At 70.4% G+C, this 18827-nt stretch carries 19 protein-coding genes; 3 read left to right on the top strand and 16 right to left on the bottom strand.

The window, feature by feature from the left end; translation table 11 throughout:
* Nucleotides 1–9: 9 nt before the first annotated feature.
* The 7 genes from truB to rimP form a co-directional block, all read right to left on the bottom strand.
* Nucleotides 10–918, bottom strand: coding sequence for a tRNA pseudouridine(55) synthase TruB (gene truB, locus LK06_RS24780; RefSeq protein WP_039657031.1), 909 nt, complete (start codon nucleotides 916–918; stop codon nucleotides 10–12).
* A complete protein-coding gene (rbfA, locus tag LK06_RS24775; RefSeq protein WP_039657029.1) occupies nucleotides 915–1382 on the bottom strand; it encodes a 30S ribosome-binding factor RbfA in 468 nt (155 codons plus the stop codon). Before rbfA ends, truB begins: the two co-directional genes overlap by 4 nt.
* Nucleotides 1383–1454: 72 nt before the next feature.
* Nucleotides 1455–1748, bottom strand: coding sequence for a DUF503 domain-containing protein (locus tag LK06_RS24770; protein WP_039657027.1), 294 nt, complete (start codon nucleotides 1746–1748; stop codon nucleotides 1455–1457).
* A 275-nt stretch (nucleotides 1749–2023) separates the two neighbouring features.
* Entirely contained in the window at nucleotides 2024–5134 is a 3111-nt protein-coding gene (infB, locus tag LK06_RS24765) for a translation initiation factor IF-2 (protein ID WP_039657025.1), read from the bottom strand.
* 144 nt (nucleotides 5135–5278) lie between these two features.
* A complete protein-coding gene (locus LK06_RS24760; protein WP_071659232.1) occupies nucleotides 5279–5575 on the bottom strand; it encodes a YlxR family protein in 297 nt (98 codons plus the stop codon).
* Nucleotides 5576–5734: 159 nt separating this feature from the next.
* The gene (gene nusA, locus LK06_RS24755) at nucleotides 5735–6730 is read right to left on the bottom strand and encodes a transcription termination factor NusA (RefSeq protein WP_039657023.1); all 996 of its coding nucleotides are present in this window, start codon (nucleotides 6728–6730) and stop codon (nucleotides 5735–5737) included.
* Between the two features lie 2 nt (nucleotides 6731–6732).
* Nucleotides 6733–7242 carry a ribosome maturation factor RimP gene (gene rimP, locus LK06_RS24750; protein ID WP_039657022.1) on the bottom strand — a complete coding sequence of 170 codons (510 nt, stop codon included), beginning with the start codon at nucleotides 7240–7242 and terminating at the stop codon, nucleotides 6733–6735.
* A 214-nt stretch (nucleotides 7243–7456) separates the two neighbouring features.
* On the opposite strand from rimP, the gene LK06_RS24745 reads away from it, so the two are divergent.
* The 3 genes from LK06_RS24745 to LK06_RS24735 all read left to right on the top strand — a co-directional run bounded on the left by LK06_RS24745 (nucleotide 7457) and on the right by LK06_RS24735 (nucleotide 9601).
* Nucleotides 7457–8005 (top strand): hypothetical protein, encoded by a 549-nt coding sequence (locus LK06_RS24745; RefSeq protein WP_043409455.1) that lies wholly within the window; start codon nucleotides 7457–7459, stop codon nucleotides 8003–8005.
* A complete protein-coding gene (locus LK06_RS24740; RefSeq protein ID WP_039657018.1) occupies nucleotides 8002–8493 on the top strand; it encodes a ferritin-like domain-containing protein in 492 nt (163 codons plus the stop codon). Before LK06_RS24745 ends, LK06_RS24740 begins: the two co-directional genes overlap by 4 nt.
* A 190-nt stretch (nucleotides 8494–8683) precedes the next feature.
* Nucleotides 8684–9601 (top strand): aminoglycoside phosphotransferase family protein, encoded by a 918-nt coding sequence (locus LK06_RS24735; RefSeq protein WP_039657016.1) that lies wholly within the window; start codon nucleotides 8684–8686, stop codon nucleotides 9599–9601.
* 185 nt (nucleotides 9602–9786) lie between these two features.
* Here LK06_RS24735 and LK06_RS24730 read toward each other — a convergent pair whose 3' ends face one another.
* From LK06_RS24730 to LK06_RS24690, 9 genes are all read right to left on the bottom strand, one after another.
* Nucleotides 9787–10287 (bottom strand): GNAT family N-acetyltransferase, encoded by a 501-nt coding sequence (locus tag LK06_RS24730; RefSeq protein ID WP_039657014.1) that lies wholly within the window; start codon nucleotides 10285–10287, stop codon nucleotides 9787–9789.
* 115 nt (nucleotides 10288–10402) lie between these two features.
* A complete protein-coding gene (locus tag LK06_RS24725; RefSeq protein WP_039657012.1) occupies nucleotides 10403–12109 on the bottom strand; it encodes a proline--tRNA ligase in 1707 nt (568 codons plus the stop codon).
* 108 nt (nucleotides 12110–12217) lie between these two features.
* Nucleotides 12218–12748, bottom strand: a complete 531-nt coding sequence (locus LK06_RS24720; RefSeq protein WP_039657011.1) for a GNAT family N-acetyltransferase — start codon at nucleotides 12746–12748, stop codon at nucleotides 12218–12220.
* Between the two features lie 67 nt (nucleotides 12749–12815).
* A complete protein-coding gene (locus LK06_RS24715) occupies nucleotides 12816–13664 on the bottom strand; it encodes a GNAT family N-acetyltransferase (protein WP_039657009.1) in 849 nt (282 codons plus the stop codon).
* Between the two features lie 291 nt (nucleotides 13665–13955).
* Nucleotides 13956–15113 (bottom strand): flavodoxin-dependent (E)-4-hydroxy-3-methylbut-2-enyl-diphosphate synthase, encoded by a 1158-nt coding sequence (gene ispG / locus LK06_RS24710; RefSeq protein WP_086083493.1) that lies wholly within the window; start codon nucleotides 15111–15113, stop codon nucleotides 13956–13958.
* Nucleotides 15114–15283: 170 nt separating this feature from the next.
* On the bottom strand, nucleotides 15284–16573 hold the full coding sequence (locus LK06_RS24705) for a M50 family metallopeptidase (RefSeq protein ID WP_174674006.1): 1290 nt from the start codon (nucleotides 16571–16573) through the stop codon (nucleotides 15284–15286).
* 8 nt (nucleotides 16574–16581) lie between these two features.
* Nucleotides 16582–17853, bottom strand: a complete 1272-nt coding sequence (gene dxr, locus LK06_RS24700) for a 1-deoxy-D-xylulose-5-phosphate reductoisomerase (RefSeq protein ID WP_039656393.1) — start codon at nucleotides 17851–17853, stop codon at nucleotides 16582–16584.
* Nucleotides 17854–17957: 104 nt separating this feature from the next.
* Nucleotides 17958–18245, bottom strand: a complete 288-nt coding sequence (locus LK06_RS24695; protein ID WP_039656395.1) for an SHOCT domain-containing protein — start codon at nucleotides 18243–18245, stop codon at nucleotides 17958–17960.
* 22 nt (nucleotides 18246–18267) lie between these two features.
* A complete protein-coding gene (locus LK06_RS24690) occupies nucleotides 18268–18729 on the bottom strand; it encodes a DUF6325 family protein (RefSeq protein WP_174673932.1) in 462 nt (153 codons plus the stop codon).
* Between the last annotated feature and the right edge of the window lie 98 nt (nucleotides 18730–18827).

Raw genomic sequence — 18827 nt, 5'->3', positions numbered from 1 at the left:
CAGGCCGGTTCAGCCGAAGACGGCCAGGCTCTTGGCCTTGCCCTTGTGCTCCTCGACGAGGGCGAGGAAGCGGCCCTCGAGGTCGAAGACGGCAACGGGACCGGCACCCGCGTACTCGTCAGGCATCTCCAGTCGGACCCCGTTCAGCAACAGCCGGGACCGCTTGCTGTCCACCTCCCAGCGGGGGAACGCGGCAGCGGCGGCCTCGGCGATCGGCATCACGGCCAGCTTCTCCTGGAGTTGGTCCAGCGTCTTCGCCGCATCCAGCCTGTACGGCCCGACACGCGTTCGGCGCAGTGCCGTGAGGTGGCCGCCGACGCCCAGGTCGGCGCCCAGGTCACGGGCGAGGGCACGAATGTAGGTGCCGGACGAGCAGACCACGGACACGACCAGGTCGAGGACCTCGGTGCCGTCCGCGGCGACGGCGTCCCGGACGTCGTAGACGGCGAAGGAGGAGATGGTCACCGGTCGGGCGGGGATCTCGAACTCCTCGCCCTCACGGGCCCGCTTGTACGACCGCACGCCGTCGATCTTGATGGCACTGACCTTGGACGGCACCTGCATGATGTCGCCGGTCAACTTGGCGATGCCGGCATCGATGGCGTCCCGGGTCACCTTGGACGCGTCGGTGGCGGAGGTGATCTCGCCTTCCGCGTCGTCGGTGAGCGTGGTCTGGCCCAGGCGGATGGTGCCCAGGTACTCCTTCTCGGTGAGGGCGAGGTGCCCGAGGAGCTTGGTGGCTCGCTCGATGCCGAGGACCAGTACGCCGGTCGCCATCGGGTCGAGGGTGCCTGCGTGGCCGACGCGGCGGGTCTTCGCGATCCCCCGCATCTTGGCGACCACGTCGTGCGAAGTGAAGCCCGACGGCTTGTCGACGATGACGAGGCCGTCGGGCGTGATGGTGTGCTTCTGGGTCATTCCGCGGCGTCGCCGTCCGTCTCGGTCGCGTCGACCGCGTCGTCGGCCGGCTTGCGGTAGGGATCCGCTCCGCCCGCGTACGACGCGCCCGCGGAGGCCTCACGGACCTTCGCGTCGGACTGCCGTGCCTTGTCGAGGAGGTCCTCGATGGTCCGGGCGGTGTCCGGCAGGGCGTCCGCGACGAAGGTCAGGGTCGGCGTGAACTTCACACCGGCCGCGCGGCCCACCTCGGAGCGCAGGATGCCCTTGGCGCTCTCCAGGCCGGCGGCAGCGGCCTTCCGCTCCTCCTCGTCCCCGTAGACCGTGTAGAAGACGGTCGCCTCCCTCAGGTCGCCCGTGACCCGGGTGTCCGTGATGGTGACGTGCGAGCCGAGCCGCGGGTCCTTGATCCCGCGCTGCAGCTTCTGGGCCACCACCTCCCGGATGAGGTCCGCCAGCCTTTTCGCCCGCGCGTTGTCGGCCACTGGTCCGTCTCCCGTTCTTTCTTTCTTCTTGCGTTCTATGATCTGGTCGCCAGCTGCCGCTGCCGGCCGTCTTCAGTCGTCTTCGCCGTGGAAACGGCGTCGGACGGACAGCAGCTCGATCTCGGGGCGGCCGGCGACCAGCCGTTCGCACCTGTCCAGCACGTCGGCGAGGTGGGCCGCGTCACCGGAGACCGTGGCAAGGCCGATGACGGCCCGCCGGTGGAGGTTCATGTGGTCCACCTCGGCCGCGCTCACGGCGTACTTCCGCTGGAGTTCGGCGACGATCGGGCGGACGACGGAGCGCTTCTCCTTCAGCGAATGGACGTCGCCGAGGAGGAGGTCGAAGGACAGAGTCCCCACGTACATGTGTGTATCCGGTTCACCCGCCGGTACGGGATCGATGGCCCCGGGTCCGTGCGGTCCAGGGACACCATGAACGGTACCGCTTACCCCCCTCCGGCTCGACAGGGTTTCTGCTCCGTCGGCCGTGGTGGGGTCGGGGCCGGACCTCTTCAGGACCGGTCCCACGGGGCTGCCGTCTCGTCCGGACCGACGACAGCGTGCCCCGCCGGCTGGTAGGCCGGAAGACCGCTGGCCGACGGAACCGAAGTCCCGTCGGCCAGCACAGACCGTCGGCTGTACTACGACCGCGGCTTCTCCCGCATCTCGTACGTCGCAATGACGTCGTCGACCTTGATGTCGTTGAAGTTGCCGAGGTTGATACCGCCCTCGTAGCCTTCGCGGATCTCGGTGACGTCGTCCTTGAAGCGGCGCAGGCCCTCGATGGTGAGGTTCTCCGCGACCACCTTGCCGTCCCGGATGAGACGGGCCTTGGTGTTGCGGCGGACCTCGCCGGAGCGGATGAGGACACCGGCGATGTTGCCCAGCTTGGACGACTTGAAGACCTCGCGGATCTCCGCCGTGCCCAGCTCGACCTCTTCGAACTCCGGCTTGAGCATGCCCTTGAGGGCCGCCTCGATCTCCTCGATCGCCTGGTAGATGACCGAGTAGTACCGGACGTCCACGCCCTCGCGCTCGGCCATCTGCGCCGCGCGGCCGACCGCGCGGACGTTGAAGCCGATCACGATGGCATCGGAGCCCATCGCCAGGTCGATGTCGGACTCCGTGACCGCACCGACGCCGCGGTGCAGGACACGGATGTCGACCTCTTCGCCGACGTCGAGCTGGAGAAGGGAGGACTCCAGGGCCTCGACGGATCCGGAAGCGTCACCCTTGATGATCAGGTTCAGCTGCTGGACCTCGCCGGCCTTGAGCACCTTGTCCAGGTCCTCCAGCGACACACGACGCGTCCGCTTGGCGAAGGCCGCGTTGCGCTCGCGGGCGGCACGCTTCTCGGCGATCTGGCGGGCCGTACGGTCCTCCTCGACCACCAGGAAGTTGTCGCCCGCACCCGGGACGTTGGTCAGACCCAGGACCTGGACCGGCGTCGAGGGGCCGGCCTCGGCGACATTGTTGCCGTTGTCGTCGTGCATGGCGCGCACCCGGCCGTAGGCGTCACCCACGACCATCGTGTCACCGACGCGCAGCGTGCCTCGCTGGACGAGCACCGTCGCCACGGCGCCGCGGCCGCGGTCGAGGCGGGACTCGATCGAGATGCCCTGCGCGTCCTGGTGCGGGTTGGCCCGCAGGTCGAGCGAGGCGTCAGCAGTGAGGACCACGGCCTCCAGCAGCGAGTCGATGTGCAGACCCTGCTTGGCAGAGATGTCGACGAACATCGTGTCGCCGCCGTACTCCTCCGCCACCAGGCCGTACTCGGTCAGCTGACCGCGCACCTTGGTGGGGTCGGCGCCCTCGACGTCGATCTTGTTGACCGCGACGACGATCGGGACGTCGGCCGCCTTGGCGTGGTTGAGCGCCTCGACCGTCTGCGGCATGACGCCGTCGTTGGCCGCGACGACCAGGATGGCGATGTCGGTCGACTTCGCACCACGGGCACGCATGGCGGTGAACGCCTCGTGACCCGGGGTGTCGATGAAGGTGATCTTGCGCTCTTCGTCGTTGACCTCGGTCGAGACCTGGTAGGCACCGATGTGCTGGGTGATGCCGCCGGCCTCGCCCGCGATGACGTTCGTCTTGCGGATCGCGTCGAGCAGGCGGGTCTTGCCGTGGTCGACGTGACCCATGACGGTCACCACCGGCGGACGGACAACCAGGTCCTCCTCGGAGCCCTCGTCCTCACCGAACTCGATGTCGAAGGACTCGAGCAGCTCGCGGTCCTCCTCCTCGGGGCTGACGATCTGAACCGTGTAGTTCATCTCGTCGGCGAGGAGCTGCAGGGTCTCGTCGGAGACGGACTGCGTCGCGGTGACCATCTCGCCGAGGTTCATCATGACCGCGACGAGGGACGCCGGGTTGGCGTTGATCTTCTCCGCGAAGTCGGTGAGCGACGCACCGCGCGACAGGCGAATGGTCTCGCCGTTGCCGCGAGGCAGCATCACGCCGCCGACCGACGGGGCCTGCATGGCCTCGAACTCTTGACGGCGCTGCCGCTTCGACCTGCGGCCACGGCGGACGGGACCGCCGGGACGACCGAAGGCGCCCTGCGTACCACCACGGCCACCCGGACCGCCGGGACGACCACCGAAGCCGGGACGGCCACCGCCGCCGCCGAAGCCGCCACCACCGCCACCGGGGCGACCCGCGAAACCGCCGCCACCCGGACGGGCACCGCCGCCACCGGGGCGACCCGCGAAACCGCCGCCACCCGGACGGCCACCGCCGCCGGGACGGCCGGCACCGGCCGGGCCGCGACCGCCGCCGGGGCCGGGACGCGGACCGGCAGCGGGACGCTGGGGCATCATGCCGGGGTTCGGACGCGGACCGGCGGGGCCGGGACGCGGACCACCCTGCGGGCGGGGCATGCCGGCCGGAGTCGGCCGGTTACCGCCGGGCGCCTGCGGACGGGGACCGCCACCCTGGCCGCCGGGCGCCTGCGGACGGGGACCGCCGCCGGAGGCACCACCGGGACGCTGGCCCTGCGGACGGGGCGCCTGCGGACGCGCCATCCCGGTGGACCCACCGGAGGTGAAGGGGTTGTTGCCCGGGCGCGGACCGGACGGACGGGCACCCGGACGCGGGGCCTGACCACCGGAGCGCGGAGCGCCCTGACCCGGGCGCGACTGGCCCTGGCCCGGGCGCGACTGGCCCTGACCGGGAGCGCCCTGGCCCGGGCGCGACTGGCCCTGACCGGGAGCGCCGTGGCCCGGACGGGACGACTGACCGGGAGCACCCGGACGAGCGCCACCGGGCTTCGGAGCGCCAGGACGGGCCCCGGGGCGCGGTCCCTGAGCGGCCGGAGCCTGCGGGGCCTGCGCGGCCGGAGCGGTGAACTCCGGGGCGGCCGGGGCCGGGCGCGGTGCGGGCTTGGGGCCCGGAACCGGACGCGGTCCGGGGGCCGGCACAGACGCCGAGGGGGTCGACGGGGTGGCCGGCTGCGGCGCGGCCGGGGCCGTCGGGGGCTTGGGAGCCGCCGGCTTCGGAGCAGCCGGACGGGCCGCCTGCGCCGGAGAGGGCGCGGCGGGCTTGGGGGCAGCCTTGCGCGGGGCGGGCTTACCGGCGGACTTGCCGTTGCCACCGCCCTGGAAGGCGTCGGTCAGCTTACGTACAACCGGCGCTTCGATCGTCGAAGACGCCGAACGGACGAATTCACCGAGTTCCTGGAGCTTGGCCATGACGACCTTGCTCTCTACACCGAACTCCTTGGCGAGTTCGTAGACCCGGACCTTAGCCACTTCGCTCCTTTGAGGTCCGGGTGAAGCCGGACCGTCGCTAGTTCATGGGCGTACTCATCGCGTACTCATCGAGTGCTCATCGCAATCTCGACCTGCTTTCGACTCGCGAGGTACCAGGCCGAACGGGGTTCCGTACGGCATGTCTTACGGCGTTGCCTGCTCGACAACTGTTGTCTGCTCGAGGTAACGGCGCAACGCCTTTGTGTCGAGCGCTCCCGGGGCGCGCAGTGCCCGCGAGAACACCCGACGGCGTACCGCCTGGTTCAAACAGACCAGGGCGGGGTGCACATACGCACCCCGGCCGGGCAGCGTACCGCGAGGATCGGGGGTGCATGCATCCTCGATCTTCACGATCCGCAGGAGATCATTCTTGGCCGCCCGTTCCCGGCACCCCACACAGGTGCGTTCAGGGCATGCTCGGGCAGGCGTCCGGCCAGACACAGTTAAGTGTACCTCCCCGTACCGACCCCACCCCTTCGGGGCAAAGATCGAACGGCTGTTGTCGTATTCCAAGCGACCTGTGGCCTGGATCTATTCCCCGAAGCTGCTGCGGATCCGCCGCGGGGCCGCCCCGGGCCTGCTTCCGGGGCGGTTCCCGACTTACTCCCCAGCCTGCTCGGCCTGCTCGGTGTCGGGCCGGATGTCGATCCGCCAGCCGGTGAGCCGGGCGGCGAGCCGGGCGTTCTGTCCCTCCTTGCCGATCGCCAGCGACAGCTGGTAGTCGGGCACGGTCACCCGTGCGGAGCGGGTGGCCAGATCGACGACCTCCACCTTGCTCACCCGGGCGGGTGACAAGGCGTTCGCCACCATCTCGGCCGGGTCGTCCGACCAGTCGACGATGTCGATCTTCTCGCCGTTCAGCTCGCCCATCACATTGCGCACCCGACCGCCCATGGGGCCGATGCAGGCGCCCTTAGCGTTCAGGCCCGCACGGGTGGATCGAACGGCGATCTTGGTGCGGTGACCGGCCTCACGGGCGATCGCGGCGATCTCGACGGAGCCGTCGGCGATCTCCGGCACCTCCAGGGCGAACAGCTTCTTCACCAGGTTGGGGTGCGTGCGGGAGAGGGTCACGGAGGGACCTCGGACGCCCTTGGCGACCCGGACGACGTACGACCGCAGCCGCATACCGTGCGGGTACGTCTCACCGGGCACCTGCTCCTGCACCGGCAGGATGGCCTCCAGCTTCCCGATGTCCACGAGCACGTTCTTCGGGTCGCGACCCTGCTGGACCACACCGGTGACGATGTCACCCTCACGGCCGGCGTACTCGCCGAGCGTCGCGTCGTCCTCGGCGTCGCGCAGCCGCTGCAGGATCACCTGCTTGGCGGTGGTGGCGGCGATACGGCCGAAGCCGGAGGGGGTGTCGTCGAACTCCCGGGGCTCCTGGCCCTCTTCGAGGTCCTCGGGTTCCTCCTTCGCCCACACGGTCACATGTCCGGTCTCCCGGTTGAGCTCCACGCGCGCGTGTCGACGACTTCCCTCGGTGCGGTGGTACGCGATGAGGAGGGCCGACTCGATCGCCTCGACCAGCAGGTCGAAGGAGATCTCCTTCTCCCGGACCAAGCCCCGCAGGGCGCTCATGTCGATGTCCACGGCTACGCCTCCTCCTCTTCCTTCATGTCCTTCTTGTCCTTGCGGTTGAACTCCACCTGGACACGCGCCTTGGCGATCTCCGGGAAACCGATTCGGCGTGTCGTGGCCTTGCGGCCCTTCACTCCAGGTACCTCGACGTCGAGCCCCTCCTCATCGACGCTGAGGATCCTGGCGGCCAGATCGCCGCCCTCGGCCAGCTGGAACTTCACCATCCGGTCGGTGGCACGCACGAAGTGCCGGTGCTCGGTGAGGAGGCGCTCCGCGCCGGGGGTCCCGACCTCCAGGTCATACGCGGCGTCGCCCATCGCGTTGGTCTCGTCGAGCTTCGCCGAGAGCGCACGGCTCACATCGGCGATCCGGTCCAGGTCGGCTCCGGTGTCCGAGTCGACGACCACGCGCAACACCCGCTTGCGTCCGACGGAGTCCACGGCGATCTCTTCGAGATCCAGCCCTTGGGAGGTGACGAGCGGTTCCAGCAGCTCTCGCAGCCTCTCGCTCTGGGTGGTGCTCATCCGGGTGACTCCTCGGCCGCGTGTGCTGTTGTGGGTGGGTCGCGTGTCTGGTCAAAGGGTATCCGGTCGCGAGGAGTGTTGCCGTCCACCTGTGGACAAGCGGCGCCTTGCGGTGCCGATGGGTGGCGCCGGACAGGTGCGCGGGTACGGTGATCACGGGCGAGCCGCCGGCCTCCGCTCTTTCCTCCGTACGAGTTCTCCGAGGACGTTTGCAGTGCCGTACTTCCCACCGCCGCGCACCCCTTCGGGGCCGCGCAGAAGAACCCTGCTCGCCTCGGCCGCCGGCGCCGTCCTTCTGGTGGGGTGTTCGGCCGATCCGAACACCAGCGGCAACGGCGTCACGTCGGCCACCGCTCGGGCACGCGCGCGTGCGGCCCGGGACAGCCGAGGGCTACTGGAGCGCTACGACACCGTGCTCGACGCCCACCCCGGTCTGGCGGAGCGGTTGAGCCCGCTGCGCACCCAGGTCGTGGCGCACGCCCGGGCGTTCGAGGACGGTAGGACGCCCACGGCCACACGCCCACCTGCACCCACCGTCACCGACACCGCTAGTACGGGTACGGGCACTGGATCGGCCTCGCCGGTTCCCGTGCCAGCCACTCCGAAGGAAGCCCTGGCCGAGCTTGCCGCCGCCGAGCGCGCCCTGGCCGACCAGCGCGCCAAGGCCCTGCTGAAGGTTCCGGGCGAGCTGGCCCGCCTGCTGGCATCCGTCGCGGCAGCCGGCGCCGCGCACGCGTACCTGCTGATGGAGGGGGCCAAGTGAGCGACGAGACGAGAAGCGCCGAGTTGACCGCGCTGCAGGCGGCACTGGCGGCGGAACACGCGGCGGTGTACGGATACGGCGTCGTCGGCGGGCAGATCGGCGAGCGGCGCCGGAACGAGGCTCGGGCGGCGTACGACGCGCATCGGGTGCGGCGGGACGCGCTGGTGCGCGAGGTGCGCGACCTGGGCGGCCGGCCGGTCGCCGCGAGCGCCGCCTACGCGCTGCCCTTCCCGGTGGCGGACGGGGACGCGGCGGTGCGGCTGGCTGCCCGGCTGGAGGACCGGGTGGCCGCGGTGTATTCCGACCTGGTGCGGGCGACGGCCGGTGAGCGGCGTGCTTCGGCGGCGGAGGCATTGCGGGAGGCCGCGGTGCGGGCCGCACGCTGGAGCGGGGAGAGCGTAGCCTTCCCTGGGCTCGCCGAGCGGTCCGGCGCGGGGACCGGTGCGGCCGGTGCGACCCCGTCGGCCTCCGCCTCGGCGGCTCGCTAGGCGTCCGCACCGTCTGCCCCCGCCGGATCACGGCCCCGCCGGGGGCCGGACCCCGGCAGGGCGTCGACAAGGTGCCGGCCCCACCGGACAGGATTCCGGAAAGGCCCAGCACGATCCGAACGCGGCCCGAACAGACCAGACAGGGCCAGACAGGACCAGACAGGACCAGAAGGAAGGGAACCACTCGCGCATGGCTTTCGAACCGCCGCCACGCCTGGTGCGAGCGCTCGGTGAGACGGCTCCCGCCGGGGACGTCTGGCTGGCAAGGCTGCCCGAGGCCGCCGAACGGGCCATCGCCCGGCGCGAGTTGACCGTCGAGCGGGTGCAGTTGCCGGGTGGCCGCAGCAGCCTGGTGGTACTGGTGCGGCGGGCGGACGGCGCTCCGGCGGTGCTGAAGCTGGCCCCGCCCAGGGCCCGTCCCGAGAGCGAGCAGGCGGCGCTGGCGCACTGGGCCGGGCTGGGCGCCGTACAGCTGCTGGAGGCGGATACCCGGGACGCCGAGGACGTCACCGACGGGTCATTGCTGCTGGAGCGGCTGCACCCGGATGTGTCGGTGCGCTCGCTGCCTGAGGCCAAGGCGCTGCTTGAGGCGGCGGGAACGCTGCGCAGGCTGTGGGTCGACCCGCCGACCGGGCAGGTCTTCGAGACCGTCGAGGAGCGCACCGGACGCCAGGCGGCTGCCATGCGGGCGGGCGCCGAGGGCGACCCGGAGTTGGCGCCGCTGGTCGATGCGGCGCTCGCGACCCGCGCGGAACTGCTGATCTCACCGCCCGATCACCGGCTGCTGCACGGCACCTTCCGACAGAGCAAGGTACTCGCCGGGGAGCGGATGCCTTGGCTCGCGGTGGGGCCTGACCCGGTGGTCGGCGAGTCCGCCTTCGACCTGGCACGGCTGGTGAGGGACCGCGTGGAGGACCTGATCGCCGCGCCGTCCGGCCCGGCCACCACCCGCCGTCGCATCAAGCGGCTCGCGGAGTCGCTGGAGGTGGACCAGGAGCGGCTGCGGGGTTGGACGCTGTTCCGGGCGGTGGAGTCGGGGGTACGGGCCCGCCGGGTCGGCCGGGAGAAGGACGCGGAACTGCTCCTGGAGTTCGCGAGCTGGATCTAAATGTGCTGCAACAGGCACGGCGCTAGTGCCACGGCAGGCGGCGTTTGCCCGTCAAGGTGCGGTATTCGGTGCGTGCCCTCGGCGTGCTGGCCGGACGTCCTCATACTGGATACGTGGGCTCTCGGTGGGTACGGCGAGCGGGCGTGCCGGGCGTCGAGACGGGGCGAACGTTGCCTGTTGCGGCACTAGACCGGGCCGATGGTGGTGTCCAATCGGCGGCGGTAGCCGACGCCGGGTCGCCCACCGACCCGGGCGGCGCCCACCACGGTGAACCCGTTGCGTTCCAGTACGGTCCGGGATGCCGTGTGGTCGAGGGGTGTGCGTGCGGTGAGCGCGGACAGCTCGTACACGGTGCCGGCCAGACGGCACACCTCGGCCACCATCGCCGTGGCGAGCCCCCTGCCCCCGACGCGCTCGCCGATCCGGTAGCCGAGTTCGGCGGTCCCCGCCACGGCGTCCACCAGGTTCACCCGGCCGACCAGTTCGCCGTGGTCGTCCACGACCACGTGGAAATGGCACACACCGGCTTCCTGCTCGGCGAGGAGGGCGCGGTGCCGGGAGGCGAACTCGGTGAAGTACGCCTCCCCACGGTCGGAAACCCACCGGGCGAAGTACTCCCGGTTCTCCCGCTCGAAGGCCAGCAGGGCAGCGGTGTGATCGGCGCGGAGGCGCTCAAGTACCGGCACGCGACCATGCTCGCAGCGGACACCGCCCGGCCCAAGCGGTTTTCGGTGCGGGTGCCGTCCGCCGCCGTGCTCCCCGGCCCACCGGTGGGCTCCTCCGCTGCAACGGAGTCGCCGGCTACGCGGCCGTCAGGCGCGCGATCGCGTCCTCGACCGTGAGTTCCTCGCGCTCACCGGTCCTGCGGTCCTTCAGTTCCAGCACGCCCTCGCCGGAGCGGCGGCCGGCCACCAGGATCTGCGGGACACCGATCAGCTCGGCGTCGGTGAACTTCACACCCGGGGAGACTCCGGCCCGGTCGTCCACCAGGACGCGGACGCCCGCGGCGGCCAGCTTCCCGGCGACGTCCAGCGCCAGCTCGGTCTGCAATGCCTTGCCGGCGGCGACGACGTGTACGTCGGCGGGGGCCACCTCCTTGGGCCACACCAGCCCCTTGTCGTCGGCGGTCTGCTCGGCGAGTGCGGCGACGGCGCGGGAGACTCCGACGCCATAGGAGCCCATGGTGACGCGGACCGGCTTGCCGTGCTGGCCGAGGACATCGAGCTTGAGGGCGTCGGTGTACTTGCGGCCCAGCTGGAAGATGTGGCCGATCTCGATGGCGCGGTCCAGCTTCAGGCCGGTGCCGCACCTCGGGCAGGGGTCGCCCTCCTGAACGACCACCACATCCACGTACGCATCGACCTTGAAGTCGCGGCCGGCGACGACGTTCCTGGAGTGTGTGTGCTCCTTGTTGGCCCCGGTGATCCAGGCGGTACCGGGGGCCACGCGCGGGTCGGCGATGTACCTGACCTTCTCGCCCAGGCCCTGCGGGCCGACGTAGCCGCGGACCAGGTCGGGACGGCCGACGAAGTCCTCGGCGGTGACCAGTTCGACGGCGGCCGGGGCGAAGTGCGCCTCGACCTTGCCCAGGTCGACCTCACGGTCCCCGGGCACGCCCACGGCGACGATCTCGCCGTCCACCTTCACCAGCAGGTTCTTCAGCGTGGCTGACGCCGGGACGCCGAGGGAGGCGGCGAGGGTCTCAATGGTCGGGGTGTCGGGGGTCGGGATCTCCTCCAGCGCGGGGACGCCGGAGCCGTCGACCGGCTTCAGCTCGTAGGTGATCGCCTCGGTGTTGGCGGCGAAGTCGCAGTTCGGGCAGTCCGCGAAGGTGTCCTCGCCGGCCTCGGCCGGGGCGAGGAACTCCTCGGACTTGGAGCCACCCATCGCACCGGCGGTGGCTGCGCAGATGCGGTAGTCGAGGCCGAGGCGTTCGAAGATCCGCTGGTAGGCCTGGCGGTGCAGGGCGTAGGACTGGGCAAGGCCCTCGTCCGCGAGGTCGAAGGAGTACGAGTCCTTCATCAGGAACTCGCGGCCGCGCAGGATGCCGGCGCGGGGGCGGGCCTCGTCACGGAACTTGGTCTGGATCTGGTAGAGGATCACCGGCAGGTCCTTGTAGGACGTGCACTGGTCCTTGACCAGGAGGGTGAAGATCTCCTCGTGGGTGGGGCCGAGGAGGTAGTCGCCGCCCTTGCGGTCCTTGAGCCGGAACAGTTCCTGACCGTACTCGTCCCAGCGGCCGGTCGCCTCGTAGGGTTCGCGGGGCAGGAGGGCGGGGAGCGAGACCTCCTGGGCACCGATGGCGTCCATCTCCTCCCGGACGACCCGCTCCACGTTGGCGAGGACCTTCTTGCCCAGGGGCAACCAGGACCAGATGCCGGCGGCGGTGCGGCGAACGTAGCCGGCACGGACGAGGAGCTTGTGGCTGAGGACCTCGGCGTCCGCCGGGTCGTCGCGCAGCGTCTTCGCCATCAACTGGGACATGCGCTGGACCGGTGCGTTCGCCATGGTTCTCGTACTCCTGCCGATGGTGGTCCCCCCACTCGAAGGAGCCGAGAGCGGGGGAGGGTGATGGCACAGGAGGTTAGCCGGGTCAGCTGCGGGGGTGGAAATCGGTTATCGCCCGCGCAGGGGCAGTGGGGCGCCCATCACGGCGTATGGCCTCGGTGCGCTCGGGAAATGCACCCTGCGTGCCAGGTCGACGTAGCCGAGGGAGTGGTAGAGGCCACGGGCCGGGCTGTCGGTGTCGATCGCGGAGAGGATCGAGCGGGGTTCCGAGGCGGGACCGGTGAGGCCGGTGATCAGTCGGCGGCCGATGCCGCGGTTTTGGTGTTCGGGGTGGACGTGCAGTTCGGTGATGACGAAGGCGTCGTCCAGCCAGGTTTCGTTGCCGTTGGCGCGCAGGTACGGCTCCACGACGGTGGACCACCAGTGGGTGCGGGAGTTGGGCATGCCGTAGACGAAGCCGATCAGACGTCCTTGGCTGGTGGCACCGAGAGCCCTGGCCCCGGGGTACTGCAGGTGACGCAGGACGATCGGGCGGCGTACGGAGACCTCGTCCGGGCCGAGCCCGAAGGCTACGGCTTGGATCGCCAAGGCCTCGTCGACGTGGGCGGAGAGGTCCAGGGGGCCGATCACGGGGTCCATGTCGGGAGAGTACAGGGGCGATCGCCGCGTGTGCGTGGGGCAGGTTGTGCGCAGTTGCCGGTGCTCGTCAGAAAAGGACGCTCATGAAGGCGCCCACTTCCTGGAATCCCACTCTGCGGTAGGCCCTCCTGGCCGCCGTGTTGAAGTCGTTCACGTAGAGACTCACCATGGGGGCCACGTCGGCCAGGGCGTAGCGCAGAACCGCTGCCATGCCGGGGGCCGCGAGGCCCTTGCCCCGGTACTCGGGTGCGACCCACACGCCCTGGATCTGGCAGGCCTCGCGAGTGGCCGCACCGATCTCCGCTTTGAACACGACCTTGCCGTGGTCGTCGAGCCGGGCGAAGGAACGACCGGAACCGACCAGTTCGGCCACGCGGGCCTGGTACAGCAGGCCCCCGTCACCCGCCAGCGGGGAAACGCCGACCTCCTCGGTGAACATCGCCACGCAGGCCGGCATGATCGTCTCCATCTCGTCCTTGCGGACGCGGCGGACGTACGGGTCCGGGGCGATGTCGGCGGGCATCCGATCAGTGACCATGAGCGGCTGGTGGGCGCGGACCTCGCGGGCCGGTCCCCAGTCGGCTTCCAATAGCCGCCACAGTTCGGCGGTGGGTTCGGCGGGGCCAACGATGGAGGAGCAGCGGCGGCCGGCCCTTCTGGCCCGGTCCGCGAAGGCCCGTACGGCACGCGGTGTGGCGCAGATGGGGACGAGGTTGGCTCCCGCGTAGCACAGGGACGTGAGCATGCCGTCCTCGTACCAGCCCCACATCTCGCCGCCGAGGCGCCACGGGTCGAGGCCCGCGACCTGGATCCGGGAGGCCACGAAGGCATTCGCCACCGGCTCGCGGTTCAAGACTGCGAGCGCGGCATCCAGGTCGCTCGGTTCGAGCACCCGTGAGGTGGTCTGGGTCAACACGTGCGGGGCCTCACCCTGGGGTTCTGCTGATCTCCGCACTGTACCTGGCGAATGGGTGTCGCGCCGCCCCCGTGGAGGCGGCGCGGAGGTTGCCGGGACGGGCCCGCCCGGGAGCCGGCCAGGGGGTCTGGCGAGTCCGCCGTCGCGCGGGCCGGGGACCGACGGGGCACAGGTGCACGAGCCGCACCGAAGTACCGGAGGGCCGTCCCGGGAGGCCTGGGCAGCAGCCTTCACGGCGGGCCGGGACCGAACGGGGGCGGCCCGCGGCCGGGATCCGGCGCCCTGGCCGGGTCAGCCCGCGACCGAGACCGAGGGCTCGCCGGAGACCACGCCGTCGGCCTCCATCCGGGCAGCGAGCTTCATGGCCTCTTCGATGAGGGTCTCCACGATCTTGGACTCGGGAACAGTCTTGATGACCTCGCCCTTGACGAAGATCTGGCCCTTGCCATTGCCGGAGGCGACACCGAGGTCGGCCTCGCGGGCCTCACCCGGACCGTTGACGACGCAGCCCATCACCGCGACACGCAGCGGAACCTCCATACCGGTCAGACCGGCGGTGACCTCCTCGGCAAGCTTGTAGACGTCGACCTGGGCACGGCCGCAGGACGGACAGGAGACGATCTCCAGACCACGCTGGCGCAGGTTCAACGACTCCAGGATCTGGATACCGACCTTGACCTCCTCCACGGGCGGGGCCGACAGGGAGACACGGATGGTGTCGCCGATGCCCTGGGAGAGGAGCGCACCAAAGGCGACCGCGGACTTCACCGTGCCCTGGAAAGCAGGCCCGGCCTCCGTCACACCGAGGTGCAACGGGTAGTCGCACCGCTCGGCAAGCTGGCGGTAGGCCTCGATCATCACGACCGGATCGTTGTGCTTGACCGAGATCTTGATGTCCCGGAAGTCGTGCTCCTCGAACAGGGACGCCTCCCACAGGGCCGACTCCACCAGGGCCTCGGGGGTCGCCTTGCCGTACTTCTGCAGCAGCCGCTTGTCGAGGGAACCGGCATTGACACCGATACGCACCGGAGTGCCGCGGTCCTTCGCGGCCCGCGCGATCTCCTTGACCTGGTCGTCGAACTTCTTGATGTTGCCCGGATTGACGCGGACCGCGGCACAGCCCGCCTCGATGGCCGCGAAGACGTACTTGGGCTGGAAGTGGATGTCCGCGATGACCGGGATCTGGGACTTGCGGGCAATGACCGCGAGGGCGTCGGCATCATCCTGGGTGGGACAGGCGACCCGCACGATCTGGCAGCCGGACGCGGTCAGCTCGGCGATCTGCTGAAGCGTCGCACCGATGTCAGACGTACGAGTCGTGGTCATCGACTGGACCGAAACCGGCGCATCCCCACCGACCGCCACGCCACCGACCTGGATCTGCCGGCTCTTCCGACGCTCGGCGAGCTTGGTCGGAACGGACGGCATGCCGAGAGAAATCGCAGTCATCTGCTGTGCAACCCCAAGTCGTGGATCAAGGTCCGGCCCCGTGAGAAGGCGGGCTCCGGGCTTCGAGATTACGGCACGGGCCGCGGCACCGGCACATCCCACCCGGCAAACCCACCCGATGGAAGGCGGCCCGGAACGAAAGGGTTCCGGGCCGCCCGAAGCCGGGGTGGCTAGGAGATTTTCACCGGGTTAACCACGTCCGCGATGAGCACCAGGACGGTGAAGCAGACGAAGATCCCGGCCACCACGTAGGCCACCGGCATCAGCTTCGCCACGTCGAACGGGCCGGGGTCCGGTCGGCGCAGCACCCGTGCCAGGTTCCGTCGCAGCGATTCCCACAGGGCGCCGGCGATGTGGCCGCCGTCGAGCGGGAGCAGCGGGAGCATGTTGAACAGGAACAGCGAGAGGTTGAAGCCGGCGAGCAGCATCACGAACATCGCCAGTTGCTGGGAGGCGGGGATGTTCAGGGTGGCGATGTCGCCGGTGATGCGGGCCGCACCGACGATGCCCACCGGGGAGTCCGGTTCGCGGGGCCCGTTTCCGAAGGCCGCGTCCCACAGGGCCGGGATCTTGGCGGGCAGCGCGGCGAGGGAGTCCACGGCGTCGCCGACCCGGTCGCTCATCCAGGTCACGGACTCGCCGAAGTCCTGGTGGACGACTCCGGTGGCGGAGCTGAAGCCGAGGAACCCGGCCTCGACGTAGCCCTTCACATAATTGCCGTGGGAATCCTTCTTGGCGACCTTGTTCGTCGTGATCGTCGTGTGCAGGGTCAGCTCCTGGCCCTTGCGGTCGACCACGATCGCGACGTTCTTGCCGGCGCTGTCCCGGATGAGGTCCGAAAGCGTGTTCCAGTCCTTGGTCGGCACGCCGTCGAAGGAGACGATCTCGTCGCCCGCCTTCAGGCCGGCCTTCGCCGCCGGAGAGACCGGGTCGGACTTCTTGCAGGTGTCACGCTGCTCACTCTGCTTGATGGAGCAGGGGGAGACCGAGGCGACGGTGGTGGTCTGCTGCTGGATACCGAAGCCCATCAGCACGGTGAAGAACAGGGCGATCGCGAGGACCAGGTTCATGAAGGGGCCCGCGAACATGACGATGACGCGCTTCCACGGCTTGCGCGTGTAGAACGTGCGCGTCTCGTCGCCCGGCTGCAGTTCTTCGAAGGCGGCCGAACGGGCGTCCTCGATCATGCCGCGCCACGGGGACGTGGAGCGGGCGGAGATCCGGCCTTCGTCGTCGGGCGGGAACATGCCGATCATGCGGATATAGCCGCCCAGCGGAACGGCCTTGATGCCGTACTCGGTCTCGCCCTTCTTCCGCGACCAGACGGTCGGGCCGAATCCGACCATGTACTGCGGGACGCGGATGCCGAAGAGCTTGGCCGTGGACAGGTGCCCCAGCTCGTGCCACGCGATCGAGATGAGCAGGCCGGCCGCGAAGACCACTATGCCGAGGATGAACATCAAGGTCGTCATGCACGCGCCTCCGCGGTCGCCGTCTTGGCTGTGAGTTCGCGGGCCCGGGCCCGCGCCCAGGTCTCCGCTTCGAGGACGTCCGACACCGTGAGCGAGGTTCCCGTGACCGGGGTGCCGTGCTCCTCGACCACCCGGGTCACCGTCTCCATGATCCCGTTGAAGGGCAGGGCGCCGCCCAGGAAGGCCTCGACGCACTCCTCGTTGGCGGCATTGAACACCGCCGGAGCCGTGCCCGCGAGCTGCCCCACGTGTCGGGCGAGGTTCACCGAGGGGAAGGCCTCGTTGTCCAGCGGGAAGAATTCCCAGCTTGAGGCCCTGCTCCAGTCGAAGGCCGGTGCCGCGTCGGGGATGCGTTCGGGCCAGCCCAGACCGATGGCGATGGGCCCGCGCATATCGGGGGGCGTCGCCTGGGCGAGCGTGGATCCGTCGGTGAATTCGACCATCGAGTGGACATACGACTGCGGATGCACGACCACCTCAATGCGGTCGAAGGGAATGTCGTAGAGCAGGTGGGCCTCGATGACCTCCAGCCCCTTGTTGACGAGGGTCGCGGAGTTGATCGTGATCACCGGGCCCATCGCCCAGGTGGGGTGGGCGAGGGCGTCCTCAACGGTGACGTCGGCCAGGTCGGCCTTGGTCCGACCGCGGAAGGGACCGCCAGAGGCAGTGACGACCAGCCTGCGCACGTCGGCGCGGGTGCCGGCGGCCAGCGCCTGGAAGAGGGCCGCGTGCTCGGAGTCCACCGGGATGATCTGCCCCGGTTCGGCGAGTGCCTTGACCAGCGGGCCGCCCACGATCAGCGACTCCTTGTTGGCCAGCGCGAGGGTGTGGCCCGCCTCCAGCGCGGCGAGGGTGGGCGCGAGGCCGATGGATCCGGTGATGCCGTTGAGGACGGTGTGGCAGTCGGACGCAGCGACCTGGGTGGCCGCGTCCGGTCCGGCGAGGATCTGGGGCAGCGGCTCCCCGGCGCCGTACCGCTCCGCCAGCGCGGCCCGCAGGCCGGGGACGGCGTCCTCGCGGGCAACTGCGACGGTCCGCACCCGCAGCCGGTGGGCCTGCTCGGCGAGGAGGGCGACGCGGGCTCCGTTCGCGGAGAGGGCGGTGACCCGGAAGCGGTCGGGGTTGCGCAGCACGAGGTCGGTGGCTTGGGTGCCGATGGATCCGGTGGAGCCGAGGATCACCACGTCCTTGGGGCCGTCCCCGGCAGGGGGGTCGTAAACGAGGTGTGGGTCGGCGAGGGGTGCCGGACGGGCGGGACTGTCGCTCATCCCCCCATTGTTGCCGCATGCGGTGGCCGTCCGGGCAGGGCGGTCCCCCGGGCGGGTGCGTCGGCGACTCGCGCCCCCGGAGGGGATGGTTCTCCGACGGGTCGTCAGCCGAGGATCCGGGCCTTCTGCGCCTCGAACTCCGCTTCGCTGAGCAAGCCCTGCTCCTTGAGTTCGCCCAGCTGCCTGAGTTGGTCGAGCTTGCCGCTCATGTCGTCCCCGGAGGCGGTGGGCGGCGGGGCCGGCGCGGCTTGCGGGGCCGGCTCGGCCTGCTGCCGTTCGTAGTCCTGCTGCGCCCAGCGCCCCGCCTGCCGGCGTGAGACACGGTTGGACACCGCCGTGGCGGTGCCGGCTACGACAGCGGTGCGGGCGACACCGCGGATCAGTCCGGGCATGGTCGTTCCTCTCCTGTCCGGGTCAGGCGGTGCCCGGCCCCTCGGCCGATGCGCCGGCCTCCACCAGGTCGAGCGAGGCCAGCAGGGCCTGCACCGGGACACGGCCACTCGCGGCCAGCTGGGCACCACTGCGCCTCAGTGCCCGCGCGAGAGGTGCGGCCCACGCGTTCTCGTAGACGATCACCGCTGCCGAGTTCCCGGGTTCCAGGGCCGTGCCCGCCTCGTCCAGGTCGTCCTGGCCCAGCAGTCCGGAGGAAGCACCCTCGAAGAGGGCCGGATCCATCTCGTCCCCCAGTTCCCGCAGCTCCACGGCCGTGACCGAGCCGTCCGGATCCTTTCGGAGGAAGGCCAGGTCGAGGACACGGATGATGCCGCGGTCGACGAGATCGACGAGCAAGGGCAGCCCCTCCCCCGTCATCCGGTTGCCGGGGAACTCGACGACCAGGTAGTCGACGGGGCCCATGTCTTCGGCGGCATCGCTCATGGCCACTCCTCGGAGGCGGTACGGGTCGGGGCCCTGGCCTGCGCTCCCACTGTGCACGGCAGTGCACGGCAGCGGCTCGGACACTCACCGACCGGCGG

This window comes from Streptomyces pluripotens (assembly GCF_000802245.2).
GTDB lineage: Bacteria > Actinomycetota > Actinomycetes > Streptomycetales > Streptomycetaceae > Streptomyces > Streptomyces pluripotens.
Note: the sequence above shows the minus strand (reverse complement) of the source record. Positions and strands in the feature narration are given on the sequence as shown.

Coding starts and splice junctions, on each gene's coding strand:
- ispG (WP_086083493.1), bottom strand. CDS start 15,113: ATGACTGCGATTTCTCTCGGCATGCCGTCCGTTCCGACCAAGCTCGCC.
- rimP (WP_039657022.1), bottom strand. CDS start 7,242: ATGAGCACCACCCAGAGCGAGAGGCTGCGAGAGCTGCTGGAACCGCTC.
- LK06_RS24770 (WP_039657027.1), bottom strand. CDS start 1,748: ATGTACGTGGGGACTCTGTCCTTCGACCTCCTCCTCGGCGACGTCCAT.
- LK06_RS24695 (WP_039656395.1), bottom strand. CDS start 18,245: ATGCCCGGACTGATCCGCGGTGTCGCCCGCACCGCTGTCGTAGCCGGC.
- LK06_RS24725 (WP_039657012.1), bottom strand. CDS start 12,109: ATGGCGAACGCACCGGTCCAGCGCATGTCCCAGTTGATGGCGAAGACG.
- LK06_RS24705 (WP_174674006.1), bottom strand. CDS start 16,573: ATGTTCATCCTCGGCATAGTGGTCTTCGCGGCCGGCCTGCTCATCTCG.
- dxr (WP_039656393.1), bottom strand. CDS start 17,853: ATGAGCGACAGTCCCGCCCGTCCGGCACCCCTCGCCGACCCACACCTC.
- LK06_RS24735 (WP_039657016.1), top strand. CDS start 8,684: ATGGCTTTCGAACCGCCGCCACGCCTGGTGCGAGCGCTCGGTGAGACG.
- truB (WP_039657031.1), bottom strand. CDS start 918: ATGACCCAGAAGCACACCATCACGCCCGACGGCCTCGTCATCGTCGAC.
- LK06_RS24690 (WP_174673932.1), bottom strand. CDS start 18,729: ATGAGCGATGCCGCCGAAGACATGGGCCCCGTCGACTACCTGGTCGTC.
- LK06_RS24720 (WP_039657011.1), bottom strand. CDS start 12,748: ATGGACCCCGTGATCGGCCCCCTGGACCTCTCCGCCCACGTCGACGAG.